Source organism: Pseudomonas sp. GW460-LB5, assembly GCF_059423245.1.
In genome coordinates this window covers 41,877-55,219 of sequence record NZ_JBWKXT010000001.1, presented here as the reverse complement: position 1 = coordinate 55,219, position 13,343 = coordinate 41,877, and the positions used below count along the sequence as shown (strand labels likewise).

General features: G+C 63.6%; 16 protein-coding genes. 6 read left to right on the top strand and 10 right to left on the bottom strand.

Translation table 11 applies throughout. The features are described from left to right. Positions 1–56 precede the first annotated feature (56 nt). Positions 57–347: a DUF3509 domain-containing protein gene (locus AC07XM_RS00280; protein ID WP_016489056.1), complete on the top strand. Its 291-nt coding sequence runs from the start codon at positions 57–59 to the stop codon at positions 345–347. A gap of 3 nt (positions 348–350) precedes the next feature. Here AC07XM_RS00280 and AC07XM_RS00275 read toward each other — a convergent pair whose 3' ends face one another. Continuing rightward, a complete protein-coding gene (locus tag AC07XM_RS00275) occupies positions 351–821 on the bottom strand; it encodes a phosphate-starvation-inducible protein PsiE (protein ID WP_023048378.1) in 471 nt (156 codons plus the stop codon). Positions 822–1,142: 321 nt separating this feature from the next. Here AC07XM_RS00275 and AC07XM_RS00270 point away from each other — a divergent pair, with 321 nt between their 5' ends. Next, positions 1,143–1,406: a YebG family protein gene (locus tag AC07XM_RS00270; protein ID WP_016489064.1), complete on the top strand. Its 264-nt coding sequence runs from the start codon at positions 1,143–1,145 to the stop codon at positions 1,404–1,406. A gap of 107 nt (positions 1,407–1,513) precedes the next feature. Here the strand turns inward: AC07XM_RS00270 and AC07XM_RS00265 are convergent, their stop codons facing one another. Then, the gene (locus AC07XM_RS00265) at positions 1,514–2,533 is read right to left on the bottom strand and encodes a Leu/Phe/Val dehydrogenase (RefSeq protein ID WP_016489065.1); all 1,020 of its coding nucleotides are present in this window, start codon (positions 2,531–2,533) and stop codon (positions 1,514–1,516) included. 123 nt (positions 2,534–2,656) lie between these two features. Between AC07XM_RS00265 and AC07XM_RS00260 the strand changes: the two genes are divergently transcribed. After that, positions 2,657–3,463, top strand: a complete 807-nt coding sequence (locus tag AC07XM_RS00260; protein ID WP_102689696.1) for a SirB1 family protein — start codon at positions 2,657–2,659, stop codon at positions 3,461–3,463. Here AC07XM_RS00260 and maiA read toward each other — a convergent pair. From maiA to hmgA, 3 genes are read right to left on the bottom strand one after another with little or no spacing between them, the layout of a single operon-like run. After that, complete coding sequence (maiA, locus tag AC07XM_RS00255) at positions 3,457–4,089, bottom strand: maleylacetoacetate isomerase (RefSeq protein WP_016489067.1); 633 nt, start codon at positions 4,087–4,089, stop codon at positions 3,457–3,459. The two genes, AC07XM_RS00260 and maiA, sit on opposite strands and share 7 nt — an antisense overlap. A 12-nt stretch (positions 4,090–4,101) precedes the next feature. Then, positions 4,102–5,394, bottom strand: coding sequence for a fumarylacetoacetase (fahA, locus tag AC07XM_RS00250; protein WP_016489068.1), 1,293 nt, complete (start codon positions 5,392–5,394; stop codon positions 4,102–4,104). Positions 5,395–5,397: 3 nt separating this feature from the next. Next, positions 5,398–6,699, bottom strand: a complete 1,302-nt coding sequence (gene hmgA / locus AC07XM_RS00245; protein WP_016489069.1) for a homogentisate 1,2-dioxygenase — start codon at positions 6,697–6,699, stop codon at positions 5,398–5,400. A 173-nt stretch (positions 6,700–6,872) separates the two neighbouring features. On the opposite strand from hmgA, the gene AC07XM_RS00240 reads away from it, so the two are divergent. Then, complete coding sequence (locus tag AC07XM_RS00240) at positions 6,873–7,655, top strand: IclR family transcriptional regulator (protein ID WP_016489070.1); 783 nt, start codon at positions 6,873–6,875, stop codon at positions 7,653–7,655. A gap of 386 nt (positions 7,656–8,041) precedes the next feature. Here AC07XM_RS00240 and AC07XM_RS00235 read toward each other — a convergent pair whose 3' ends face one another. From AC07XM_RS00235 to AC07XM_RS00220, 4 genes are all read right to left on the bottom strand, one after another. Further along, positions 8,042–8,953 carry an SDR family oxidoreductase gene (locus tag AC07XM_RS00235; RefSeq protein WP_060517420.1) on the bottom strand — a complete coding sequence of 304 codons (912 nt, stop codon included), beginning with the start codon at positions 8,951–8,953 and terminating at the stop codon, positions 8,042–8,044. 114 nt (positions 8,954–9,067) lie between these two features. Next, complete coding sequence (locus AC07XM_RS00230) at positions 9,068–9,973, bottom strand: alpha/beta fold hydrolase (protein WP_016489072.1); 906 nt, start codon at positions 9,971–9,973, stop codon at positions 9,068–9,070. A gap of 176 nt (positions 9,974–10,149) precedes the next feature. After that, positions 10,150–10,836, bottom strand: coding sequence for an LrgB family protein (locus AC07XM_RS00225; RefSeq protein ID WP_016489073.1), 687 nt, complete (start codon positions 10,834–10,836; stop codon positions 10,150–10,152). Next, on the bottom strand, positions 10,826–11,212 hold the full coding sequence (locus AC07XM_RS00220; RefSeq protein WP_016489074.1) for a CidA/LrgA family protein: 387 nt from the start codon (positions 11,210–11,212) through the stop codon (positions 10,826–10,828). Before AC07XM_RS00220 ends, AC07XM_RS00225 begins: the two co-directional genes overlap by 11 nt. A 97-nt stretch (positions 11,213–11,309) precedes the next feature. Between AC07XM_RS00220 and AC07XM_RS00215 the strand changes: the two genes are divergently transcribed. Beyond that, on the top strand, positions 11,310–12,203 hold the full coding sequence (locus AC07XM_RS00215) for a LysR family transcriptional regulator (protein ID WP_016489075.1): 894 nt from the start codon (positions 11,310–11,312) through the stop codon (positions 12,201–12,203). Positions 12,204–12,329: 126 nt separating this feature from the next. Here the strand turns inward: AC07XM_RS00215 and AC07XM_RS00210 are convergent, their stop codons facing one another. Then, positions 12,330–12,785 (bottom strand): flavodoxin, encoded by a 456-nt coding sequence (locus tag AC07XM_RS00210; protein WP_016489076.1) that lies wholly within the window; start codon positions 12,783–12,785, stop codon positions 12,330–12,332. 116 nt (positions 12,786–12,901) lie between these two features. Between AC07XM_RS00210 and AC07XM_RS00205 the strand changes: the two genes are divergently transcribed. Further along, positions 12,902–13,330, top strand: coding sequence for a PAS domain S-box protein (locus tag AC07XM_RS00205; RefSeq protein WP_060517415.1), 429 nt, complete (start codon positions 12,902–12,904; stop codon positions 13,328–13,330). The last annotated feature ends 13 nt before the right edge of the window (positions 13,331–13,343 follow it).

Sequence of the window (13,343 nt, the reverse complement as noted above, 5' to 3'; positions counted from 1 at the left end):
ACCAACCTGACAGGGGCCGGTCAACTTCAGCAGACAATCTTTGCAGGCCCTCAGGCATGAATAACCCTTTCGACCGAATCAGTGCTGCCTTCGCCCCCGAATACCGGGTCAACCTGAGCATTGCCAACCTCGACGGCAGCATCATGCTCACCCTGTCTGACGACGCCGGCGTAGTCGCCAAGCGCCTCATCACCCAGGCCCAGCGCAACGACCCGGTGCGCCTGCAACGGGTGATCGACAGCATCCGCCTGGGCCTCGCCATCGAACTCAGCCAGAACCCCATGCAAGTGCTGGCCGCGCTGACCCGTGACGCCCGCCACGAGCCGCGCCATTTCGTTGCCAACTGAGGGCTACTTGCCCTCCTCCACGGTCTTGCCGTTGGCGTCCAGCACCTTGGTCGAGGGGTAGCGGTACGAAGCGTAGCGCACCACCAGGATCGAAAACGCCAGCAGCAGGATGCCCCCACACAGGTACAGCAGGCCTTCGTCCGGTGCCTTGTGGTGCGAAACATCGCCGATCAGCAGGCGGGTGAGTGCGGTGATGGCCACGTACAGCAGGAAGCGGATCGGCATGTGGTTGGTCTTGAAGTAGATGCCGACCATCGCCCCCAGCTCCAGGTAGATGAACAGCAGCAGGATGTCATCGACACTGATCCCGCCCTTGCCGAGCATGTCCAGGAAGGTGACCACCGCCGCATAGGCGGTGATTGCGCCGATGCCGAACAGCGCCAGGTAATGGAACGCCTCGACACACAGGTTGCCCAGCGAGTCGGCCGAGCCGTGCAGGCCCTTGCGCAGTTTTTCTGCCCATTTGATGTTCACGATGTTCCATTCCCCGATACGTCTTGTAAGGATGATGCGTCACCGGTGTGACGCTTGTGCCATGCAGTTAAAGGGCCAGGCCCCTGTCTTGGAAGGCGACCGATTGCCGCAAGGCACGTCGGGGCGTGGCAAGAAGACGGGTCGCCTGGGCCGGCCCTTTCGCGGGTGAACCCGCTCCCACAGGTTCTGCATCTGCCTTGCAACCTGTGCTGCCCCATGGGAACGCTACAATTTCTGCTTGCGAACCAACCAACATTGCCATTACTGTATATAAATACAGTAAATCGCAACGCAACCAGCAAAAAGGCATAGAGGTGATGAATGGCCGTCGAAGTGGTGTACCGCAGCAGCCGCGACCCGGAGCGCTTGTTTATGGATAAGGCCGAAGCAGACCGTCACGACAAGATGCTCGAACTGGCCGAGCGCCTGGCCGAAGTGCTGCACAAGGCGGTGCCGTCGCTGACCGAGCAGCAGGTTGAAGAAGCCGGTATCTACATGGCCAAGAACCGCGATGTGTTCGCCCGGGCGTTCAAGAGCCAGCCGGATGCGTTGGCCGAGTTGCTGGAAGGTGGCGCAGCCGAGTGACATCGGCGGCGCCTGCTCCCACAGGGCCCCCACTGCCTTCGAGGCTTGTGCAATACCTGTGGGAGCGGGCAAGCCCTCGAAGAGGCCAGCAAAGCCAGTATCAACCTTCAGCCATATAACAGCCGCTCCGCCAACATCTGCGCCACCCGCGCCGGCGAACGCTTTTCCGCCTGCGCATGGCCAAACACTTCGGTGAGCCGTGAAGGAATGCGCGCCAGGTGCGCGGTAATGGTGCCCAGGTCCTCGCCACGGTGGGTCAGCGCCACATAGATCAGCCCACCGGCATTGATCACGTAGTCTGGCGCATACAGTATCCCGCGTGATTCCAGCTGGTCTGCCACCTGCAAGGTAGTCAGCTGGTTGTTCGCCGCCCCCGCCACTGCCGCACAGCGCAGCTGCATCACGCTCTGCCCGTTCAATACCGGCCCCACACCGCAGGGTGCGAAGATATCGCAAGGGGTGCTGATCAATGCATCGTTGGTCACCGGTTTGGCATCGAACTGCTCCATCGCCAGCCGCACCCGACCTGGGTCCAGGTCGCTGACCAGCAGCTCCGCCCCCACCGCATGCAGTTGTTCCGCCAGCGCATAACCGACATTACCCAACCCCTGCACCGCCACCCGCAAGCCTCTGAGGTCATCGCTGCCCAGCCGGAACGAGGTGGTGGCGCGAATGCCAGCGAATACCCCCATTGCCGCATGCGGCGAGGGGTCACCCGAGGCCGTGGTGCTGGTTACGTGGGGGGTACTCTGGGCGATGCAGTCCATATCCAGGGTCGAGGTGCCGCTGTCTACGGCGATGATGAAACGCCCATGCAAGGTATCGATGAAACGGCCAAACGCCTCGAACAACGCGGCGCGGTTCTCCACATGCGGGTTGCGCATGATTACCGCCTTGCCGCCACCCAGCGGCAGGCCCGCCAACGCCGCCTTGTAGCTCATGCCCTGGGCCAGGCGAATGGCATCCGTCATGGCGCTTTCATCATCGGCGTAGGGCAGGTAGCGGCAACCGCCCATGGCTGGGCCCAACTGCTCGCTGTGGATCGCTACAACCGCTTTCAGGCCCGTAGGTGGGTCATTGAACAGGTGCAGTGACTGGGTACGGGTGCTTTGCATCAGAGCGAACATCGACAGGCTCCCCACGAGGTGCTCCTTCCAGTATAGGCACCGGCCCGAAGCCGGGGTGGTCGCCGGACCACTGGACGAAACCGCCCGCCACGGCTAATACTCAAGCGTGTGTGGAGATACCCAATGAAGCCACGTCAAGCCTGCCTGGCCTGCCTGGAAAGCGAGCCTGTCGCCCTGCTGGAAGCCGCCTTGTGGATTGCCGCCGAGCACGACCGCAGCGTCGAGCCCACAGACAGCCTTGCCATTCTGCATGACCTGCAGCGTGAGATCAGCGCCAACCTGCCGATGCTGCCACTGTGCGAACTGGCCCAACCACTGCTGCGCCAACTCAATGCCCTTGGCTTTCAGCAGGATGAGTACCACCCGCTGCGCCCGCAGGCTGCACTGATGGACAAGGTGCTGCAACGCCGCCGTGGCCAGCCGCTGACCCTGGCCATCCTTACCCTGGAGCTGGCCCGGCGCTTGTCCATCCCGCTGGAGGGCGTGGGCTTCCCTGGCCATTTCCTGCTGCGTGTGCCGGGTGCCGACCACCTGCTAGACCCCTGTGGTGGCCGACGCCTGTACCCCAATGATTGCCGTGAGCTGCTGGCCCGCCAGTTCGGCCCGCAGGTTGCGCTGACGGCAGAACACCTGCGCAGTGCCAGCCCGCTGCAGATGCTGCAACGCCTGTCACGCAACCTGCGCCAGTTGCACATCAGCAACGATAACCACCTGGCGGCCTTGATCGATGCCGAGCGGATCATGCAACTGGGCCCGGTGCAAGTCAGCGACTACGTGACCCGCGCCTCGCTGTACCAGCACCTGGACTGCCCACAGGCCGAGCGCTTCGACCTGGAGCATGCGTTACTGCTGACGGAAGACCCGGTCCAGCGCCTGAAGCTGTCCGAACGTATCGGCAAGCTTCCGACGGCGAACCGTTCGCTTCACTGAGCCGGGCTGTCGGGCTGCTGGGCAGGGTGGGCTTTGGCGAACGCCGGGTGCCCAGCTGCCAGTGCGGCAACCCGAAGGATGCGCGGGAAGCTGTCGAGGTCGACGTTGAAGCGTTCGGCGGCATACAGCTGGGGGATCAGGTAAACATCCGCCAGCCCGGGTTGGTCACCGAAACAGTAACCGTGGTCACCAACCAGTTGCTCTACTGCCGCCAACCCCTGGCTGATCCAGTGGCTGATCCACTGGTTGACCTGGCCCTCGTCCTGGCCCGCCTGGCGCAGCCGGTTGAGTACGCTGACGTTATGCAGCGGATGAATGTCGCAGCCGATGATTGCCGCCACGCCACGTACCTTGGCACGCGCTTCGGCCGTGGCTGGCAGCAGCGCAGGCTGTGGATAAACCTCTTCCAGGTACTCGATGATCGCTGGCGACTGCACCAGCAAATCGCCGCCATCGGTGCGCAAGGCCGGCACGCGGCCCTGCGGGTTGACGGCGACATAGCCCGCACCGCGCTGCTCGCCCTGCAGCAGGTTGACCGGCAGGGACTGGTAAGCCAGCCCCTTCAGGGCCAGGGCAATGCGCACCCGGTAGGACGAGGTGGAACGGTAATAGGTGTACAGCTCCATGCCCCTGCCTCCTCAGTTGGCTGCGATAACCGTGCCACGGCATTCGCCAAAACCGATGCTGGCCACGCCGTCACGCGTGCAGCGGGCACGCAGGATGATTTCGTCGCCGTCTTCGAGGAACTTGCGTACCTCGCCGCTGGCCAGTTCAATCGGCAGCTTGCCGCCTTCGGTGATTTCCAGCAGGCTGCCGTACGAACCCGGCGTAGCGCCCGACAAGGTGCCCGAACCGAACAGGTCGCCCGACTGCAACTGGCAGCCATTGACGCTGTGGTGCGCCACCAGCTGGGCAACGGTCCAGTACATGCTGCGGGTGTTGCTCAGGGTCAGGCGGTGCGGGGCAACGCCCTGCTCGCGCATGCGCTCGGTCAGCAGCAGCACTTCAAGCTCGATATCGTATGCACCGGCGGCCTGGTCGCGCTTGTCCAAAAGGTATGACAGCGGCTGCGGGTCGCCTTCCGGGCGTGCAGGCTGGGCGCAGCGGAAGGGCTCCAGCGCCTCGGCAGTGACCACCCAGGGCGAGATCGTGGTAATGAAGCTTTTGGACAGGAACGGCCCCAATGGCTGATATTCCCAGGCCTGGATATCACGCGCCGACCAGTCGTTGAGCAGGCACAGGCCGGCCACGTGCTCGGCGGCGTCGCCGACCGGGATCGCCTGGCCCATGTCATTGCCCTGGCCAATCCAGATGCCCAGCTCCAGTTCGTAGTCCAGCCGCGCGCAAGGGCCAAAGCTCGGCTCGGTGTGCCCGGCCGGCAAGGTCTGGCCCTTGGGCCGGCGCACGTCGGTGCCGGACGGGCGGATGGTCGAGGCGCGACCGTGATAACCGATCGGCACGTACTTGTAGTTGGGCAGCAACGGGTTGTCGGGGCGGAACAGCTTGCCCACGTTCTTGGCGTGCTCGATGCCCACGTAGAAGTCGGTGTAGTCACCGATCTGCGCGGGTACATGCAACTGGCAGGCGCTGGCCGGGTACAGCGCGGCCTGCAGCGCAGCCTGGTGTTCGCTGTGTTCGCCAAGCAGCACCTGCAAGCGCTCACGCAGGGCGACACGGGCGCTGCGGCCCAGCGCAAAGAATGCGTTCAACGCCCCACCACGGGTGGCTTCGACGGCGGCCTTGGCGGCGCCGTCGAACAGGCCGGCGGCCAGCACCGCCTCCAGGTCAAGGATCGCGTCGCCGATGGCCACGCCACAGCGCCTGGCTTCACCCGGCCGGCTGAAGATACCCAATGGCAGGTTCTGCAGCGGGAAATCGCTGTGCCCGTTGGCATGCTCGACCCAGCTACGGGCATTGGCAGTGTGGTTCATGGGTTATCTCCGGTTCGGGTTGAAGGTGCTCGGCAAGGTGGCCCAGCAACTGTCGTAGTCGGCCTGCAATTGCGGGCATTCAAGGGCTTGCTGGCTCGGGCGCAGCACTTGGCTGGTCTCGAACATGAAGGCCATGGTGTTGTCGATCTTGTGCGGCGCCAGGTCGGCGGCAATGGCTTTTTCGCAGGTTTCGGCATCGGGGCCATGGGCGCTCATCACGCCGTGCAGCGACGCGCCACCGGGCAGGAAGCCCTCTGCCTTGGCATCGTAGGCACCGCTGATCAAGCCCATGAACTCGTTCATCAGGTTGCGGTGGAACCATGGTGGTCGGAAGGTGTTCTCGGCCACCATCCAGCGTGGCGGGAAGATCACGAAGTCCATGTTGGCCAGGCCGTGCACGCTGGTCGGCGAAGTCAGCACGGTGAAGATCGACGGGTCCGGGTGGTCGAAGCTGACCGTACCAATGGTGTTGAAGCGGCGCAGGTCGTATTTGTACGGCACGTTGCTGCCGTGCCAGGCAACCACATCCAGCGGCGAGTGCTGCAGTTCGCAGCCCCAGTGTTCGCCGAGAAACTTCTGCACCAGCTGCACCGGCCCTTCGGCCTCTTCGTAGTGCGCCACCGGGGCAAGGAAGTCGCGCGGGTTGGCCAGGCCGTTGCTGCCGATCGGGCCCAGCTCCGGAAGACGCAGCGGTGCACCGTGGTTTTCGGCGATATAGCCACGGGCCTGGCCGTCGAGCAGTTCGACGCGGAACTTCATGCCACGAGGGATCACTGCAATTTCCAGCGGCTCGACCTCCAGCACACCCAGTTCGGTGGCAATGCGCAGGCGGCCCTGTTCGGGCACCAGCAGCAGTTCACCATCGGCGTTGAAGAACACCCGCTCCATGGAACGGTTGGCGCGGTAGATGTAGATGCTCACGCCGGCCGGTTTCTCCGCGCTGGCGTTGGCCACCATGGGCAGCCAGCCTTCGATGAAGTCGGTCGGCTCGGCAGGCATCGGCTGGGGGCTCCAGCGCAGGCGGTTGGGGTTGATGGCCCCCAGCGGCCCGCTCAGCGGCTGGCGTGCCAGGCGCTCGAAACGCGGGTGCAATGCAGACGGGCGAATACGATACAACCAGGTACGGCGCAGCTCGCTGCGGGCCATGGTAAACGCGGTGCCCGAGAGCAGCTCGGCATACAGCCCGTAGGGTGCCTTCTGCGGCGAGTTCTGCCCGACCGGCAGGGCACCTGGCAGCGCTTCGCTGGCAAACTCATTGCCGAAGCCGCTGAGGTAGTGAAGGTCGGGTGATGTGTCGCGATTCATCGATGCCTCCGGGCTCTGGTCGAGCCATTGCGGGCAGCTGGCTGCTGGCCCGATGCGGGTGACAGCGCGTCTGCATTGTTTTTATCGTAATCAGATTACGAATAACGTAATTTGCTACGCGCATGGCGTCAAGCTATAAAGGCGCGACTCGACGAATCCGGAAGCAGATGTCCATGACCAAAGCCAGCTCCTCCGCCGACAACGGCAAGCAGAAAGTTCGCTCGGCGGAGGTTGGTACAGACATCCTCAAAGCCCTTGCCGAGCTCTCCCCTTCCACCTCGCTGTCACGCCTGTCAGAACATGTGCAGATGCCGGCGAGCAAGGTGCACCGCTACCTGCAGGCACTGATTGCCAGCGGCTTTGCCGAGCAGGATGCAGCCACCAACCATTACGGCCTGGGCCGCGAGGCACTGCGGGTGGGGCTGGCGGCGCTGGGCAGCATTGATGTGTTGAAAATTGCCGCACTGCCGCTGTCGCAACTGCGCGACGAACTGAACGAGAGCTGCTTCATCGCGGTGTGGGGCAACCAGGGCGCCACCGTGGTCAGCATTGAACCCGCGGTGCGGGCAGTGACTGTGGTCACGCAGATGGGCTCGGTGCTGCCGCTGCTCACTTCGTCCACAGGCCTGGTGTTCGCTGCCTACCTGCCTGAGCGCGAGACCCTGGAGTTGCGTGATCGGGAACTGGCTGCCCTGCAGCAGCGTGCAGACGATTACCAGGCAGTACTGGCGGGCATCCGCGAACGCGGCCTGCACCATGTGCACGGGCTGCTGATGCCGGGCGTGGATGCGCTGTCGGCGCCGGTGTTCAACGCCTTGGGGCAGATTGCTGCCGTAATGACCGTGGTCGGGCCGACATCGATCTTCCATGCCGACGAGCACGGTCCGGCGGCGCAACGGCTGCTGGCGGCAGCGCGGGAAACCAGCTGGCGGATGGGCTATTCGCCTGCTGCCTGAACGCCGGCGGCACTATTGCCCGATACGTAAAGGTGAATGTCATAAGCCGCTATTTTTCCTACCGGATCAAGCGCTTATTCTTTACTCACTGGCCGGCATGAAGGGCTCTCCCCCCGCCTTTCATGCCGGCGAGGTTCACCGACGTAGATTTTGAAGCTCCTTGATCTGACGTCTCGATTGGCCGCTGCGGCTTGCAGCGGCCTTTTTTTTGCCCTGAACAACATGCGCTCTCGACTGGCTGACGCGGCCCCTGTGGGAGCGGCCTTGTGTCGCGATCGGGCTGCAAAGCAGCCCCGGCAATTTATGCAGTGCGGCTGATATCCTGGGGCCGCTCTGCGGCCCAATCGCGACGCAAGGCCGCTCCCACAAAGTACCCTGCAAGCTCTCTACAGCGGGTACTTCTGCAGGTTCGCCATCATCTGCTGCAGCGCCTGCAAACTGTCCTGCGGATGCACTGCCCGCTCAAAGTCACCGATCCGTGCCCAGTTCTCGGCCACCTGCTCCGGGGTAAAGCCTTCGCGCGGATCGAAGCCCACCCCCAGGCTGCGCTCCCAACGCACCTTGCCCACCCAGCCGCCGCCTACTTCGAACAGCTCACCGGTGCCCTGGCACTGCTCGCTGCCCAGGTACACCACCAGCGGGCTGACCAACTCGGGCTTGAGCCGCTCGAATACCTGGGGCGGGATCAGACCTTCGGTCATGCGCGTGCCACCGGTGGGGGCGATGGCGTTGACCAGGATGCCGTGCTTGCGCCCTTCGATCGCCAGGGTGCGGGTCAGCCCGTACAAGCCCAGCTTGGCCATGCCGTAGTTGGCTTGGCCGAAATTGCCGTAAATGCCAGAGGTAGAAGCGGTGAAGATCACCCGCCCCCAGTTCTGCTCACGCAGGTGGGGCCAGGCCGCGCGGGTGACTTTGTAGGCCCCTTCAACGTGCACCTGGTAGACCTGCTCCCAGTCGCTGTCGTCCATCTTGTGGAAGGTCTTGTCACGCAGGATACCTGCATTGTTTACCAGCACGTCGACCCGGCCGAAGCTGTCCAGGGCCTGCTCGACGATACGTGCACCCTGGCTGACCGAATCGTGGTTGGCGATGGCGATGCCACCGGCGGCGCGGATCTCTTCCACCACCCGGTCGGCGGCCGAGGCGCTGGCACCTTCACCGTGGGTAGAGCCGCCGAGGTCGTTCACCACCACCTTGGCGCCACGTGCGGCGAACAGCAGCGCATGGGCACGGCCGAGGCCACCGCCGGCTCCGGTGACAATCACCACGCGATCTTGCAGACGGACAGGCTCGCTCATGCTCATGGCTCCAGGCAGGTTCAGGTAAGCCGAGTGTCAGCCGCAAGCAACGGGCGGACAACAAAGCTCACGCAGGCTGAATGCCTGGCAATAACGCAGGGCGATGCGGCCCGGTCAGGACCACGCCACTTTCTGCGGATAGAAGCTCACAGGCTGCTCACGAAAGGCCAGGTAGTGGCGCAGCACCTGGGCTGGCGCTTCAGTGTGCGGGTAATGGCCAATGCCCGGTAGCTGCACGGTGTCCGGTTCCGGCACCAGTTGCCGGTAGCGCTCAAGCATGTGCGTGCCGGAAAGCGGGTCGACCACGCCATTGATCAGGCGCAGTGGCACGCCTGAACGCTGCATCGCCCCGACCCAGCGCTCGCGGTGCAATCTGCGCTCGGGCATATAGCCCACCAGCTTGTGCAGGATGCGCGTCCCCCGGTTGGCGGCAATCAGGCTCCAGAAATCATCCAGAGCACTTTCGCTGGGGTGGGTGCAAGGGCCGTAGACCTGCGTCACGTTGCGCACCAGGTCATCACGCCCGAACGAACGCCCGACCAGCCAGCCGAACCGGCTGAGTAGCAGCTTCTGGATCAGCAGCATGCGGCAGCTTTCGGGGAACAGCCCGCTGTTGAGGAAAACGCAGCTGGCAACCTCGGCACGCTGTTCATGGTGCCGTGCCAGCAATTCCTGGGCGACGCTGCCGCCGTAGTCGTGGGCCAGCAGGTGCACCGGCTGGTCGACCTGCAGGTGGCCAAGCAAAGCCTCCTGCAAGTCCGCCTGCTCCATCAGGCTGTAGGCGTGATCGACCGGCTTGGCCGAATCGCCAAAGCCCAGCATGTCGCAAGCGATCACCCTGAAGCGTTGGCTCAAAGGCCCCCACAAATAGTGCCAATCCCAGCTGGCAGTGGGGAAACCGTGTAACAGAAGCAGGGGCTCTCCTTGCCCTGCGGTCCAGTAGCGGATGCTCTGGCCCCGGAAAGTGAAACTCTGTCCCCGGGTACGCCAGACGCACAATGGAATTTCGGCCATAGGCATCAGAACGGTCCCGGTGATTTGGTGTTGGCGGAATAGGGCAAGGCTGCGGTCATTGCATGTCACCTCGGCACATACATGTGCTCTCTATGTCGAGGCAGAGTCTAGCCAGCAGGCCATGGGCTGAAACTTGCGTTGCCAGCCAGCTTGATGACTGAGCGAGTCAGTGGCACGAACGGTCAGAGCAGCATGGCCAGCAGCGGTGCCGCGAACAGGTTCAACAGCCCCGTCAGGACCATGACCAGCCCGGCCACCGAACCTTCCTCGCGGCCTACCTCCTGGGCCCGGCTGACCCCGGCACCATGCGCGCCAACGCCGAACAGCGCACCCCGTGCCAACGGCGTGCGCAGCGGCAACCAGCGCAGCAGCACGCCACCGAACATGGCGCCGAGCACGCCGGTGAACATCACGAACACCGCCGTCAGCTCTGGCACCCCACCCAGGTCATGGGCCAAGGGCATGGCAAACGGCGTGGTGATCGAACGCGGCACCAGCGACAGGCTGGTTGCGTTGTCCAGCGCCAGCAGGTGCGCAAGGCCCCAGGAGCTGGCGATCGAGGCACTGCTGCCCGCCACCATGCCCACCATCAGCGCCGGCCAATGGCGCGCCAGCATGGCCCGCTGCTGCCAGATCGGCACCGCGAAGGCCACGGTCACCGGGCCGAGCACGCTCATCAACCAGTGGGTGTTGCGGGCATATTCGGCATAGGCTGTATGCAGCGGCACTGCCACCGCCAGCAGCAACACTGGCACCAGGATCAACGGCGACAGCAGGTAGCGCTTGCTGCGCCGGTACAGCCAGCGGCTGCCCAGATACGCCAGCAGGGTCAGGGCCAACCAGAACAGCGGCATGGGTTCAAGGCTCATGGCGCAAACTCCAGCGGCACACCAGCTCCACGGTCAAAGCAGTCACCACCATCACCATCAGCGTGCTCACGGCGATCACCAGCAAAATGCGCCAGCCCTCTTCACGGATGAGCGAACCGTAATCAAGCAGGCTCATCAGCGCCGGGATGAAAAACAGCAGCATCTCGGCCATCAGCCAGCCAGCGCCCAATTGCAGCATGGCCGGCTTGAGCACACCCGAAGCGAACAGTATCAGCAACAGTGCCAGGCCCATCACGCCACCGGGGATCGGCCAGCCCAGCCAACTGGCGAGCTGGCCGCCGAGCAGGAACAAAGAACAAAGGATCGCCAGCTCGACAAGCAGGCGCAGGGCTTTTTTCATTAATGCGGGTTTCATGGTGCGGATTCCTCGACAAGCCCTCATTTTAAGATTCGGCTGCCTAGGCCAGAAGCGAATTGTTAGACTGGTCGCCATTCCATAATGGAATCCGAGCATGGAATTCAAACAACTGCGCAGCTTTATCGAAGTGGTCCAACGCGGCGGTTTTACCCAGGCGGCGCAAACACTGCACATCAGCCAGTCGGCGGTGAGCAAGCAGGTAGCACAGCTGGAGCAAGATGTGGGCCAGCCGCTCCTGGAGCGCCAGGCCTCGCAGCTGCACCTGACGGCTGCCGGGCGCATTGTGCTGGAGCGCGGCGAGGCCCTGCTACGCCAACGCCAGGCACTGCTAAATGAACTCGACGACCTAAGCCAGATGGAGCGTGGCGAGCTGCGCCTGGGGTTGCCGATGCTGGGCAGTGACGCCTTGTTCGCCAGTTTGTTCGCCGAGTATCGGCGGCGCCACCCGAACATCGCGATCCAGTTGCTCGAAGGTGGCAGCCGTAACGTGGAGCAGGCGGTGAAGAGTGGCGAACTGGAACTGGGCGGCAGCCTGACGCCTAGCGACGAAACGTTCGACTACCAGCCGTTTTGCAATGAACCGCTGGATGCCCTGCTGCCGGCTGGCCATGCCTTGGCGGGCCTGGACGGGGTCGACCTGGGGCAACTGGCCGATACGCCGTTCCTGCTGTTTCAGCGCAGCTTCGTGCTCAATGACCGGCTGCTGAAGGCGTGCCAGCAGCAAGGGTTTATCCCGAAGGAAGGCGGCCGCAGTGGCCAGGCGGATTTTTTGGCAGCGCTGGTGGCAGCGGGCCAAGGCGTGGTGTTGCTGCCCCGGGTGGTGGCAAAAGCGCTTGAGCGCCCTGGGGTGGTGCGTTTGCCGCTGCGTTCGCCGCAGGATTTGCGGTGGGATATTGCCTTTATCTGGCGGCGCGGGGCGTACCTGTCACGGGCGGCGCAGGCGTGGTTGGCGTTGCTGCGCGAGTGGCCGGTGCCGGGCAGTAGCTAATGATTGAGCCAGTGCCGGCCCTTTCGCGGGTGAACCCGCTCCCACAGGGACACCACAGTTTGGGAAAACTGCGCCCTCCATGTGGGGTTTACCCGCGAAGAGGCCAGGACACGCGAACATGCCCCGTCAGGCTTTCAACGCTTGAAGCAGCTCCGCCAACCACGGTTCGGCATCGGCTTCCGGGGTCACCGTCTCGCTGGCATCCAGGCGCAGCATCGGCTGCACTTCGCGCACGCCCAGCTCGGCAAACAGCTCGCGCATTTGTTCGCCACCACCACAGTAGGTATCGCCATAGCTGGCGTCGCCCAGCGCAATCACTGCACCCGGCAGGCCACGCCAGGCCGCAGGCAGGGTGTCACGAATGGCGCTGTACAACGGCATGAGGTTGTCCGGCAGCTCGCCCATGCCGGTGGTCGAGGTCACGGCCAGCAAGGCGTCTGGGGCAAAACCTTCAAGGTCCTGCAAGGTGGCACGCGCCGCATGCCAGGCCTCCAGGCCTGCTGCCTTCAGCAACGATTCGGCGTGACGGGCGACTTCTTCGGCGGTGCCATAGACCGATCCGGAAATAATGGCGACTTTCATCGGGTAGAGGATTCCGAAACTGAGTGAAAACGTAGGATACTAGCATTCAGCGCTGGCAAAAGGCCGCCTCTACCAAAGTCGCCGCCTTCAGCCTTTCTTTGCTCAATGGCCCAGACATGATCAACGCGCAATTACTGCAATCGATGGTCGATGCGTCCAATGACGGGATCGTGGTTGCCGAACAGGAAGGCGACGACACCATCCTGATCTACGTGAACGCCGCCTTCGAACGCCTGACCGGCTATAGCCGCGACGAAATCCTCTACCAGGATTGCCGCTTCCTGCAGGCCGACGACCGTGACCAGCTTGGCCGTGCCCGCATCCGCAGGGCCTTGGCCGAAGGCCGCCCCTGTCGCGAAGTGCTGCGCAACTACCGCAAGGATGGCAGCGCGTTCTGGAACGAGCTGTCCATTACACCGGTAAGGCTCGAAAGTGAACGGCGATCCTATTTCATCGGGATTCAAAAGGATGTCAGCCGCCAGGTCGCACTGGAGCGCGAACTGGCCGAGCTGCGCGCTAGCCTGCTACCCGACGAACGCACCTGAACCAAGTACGCCA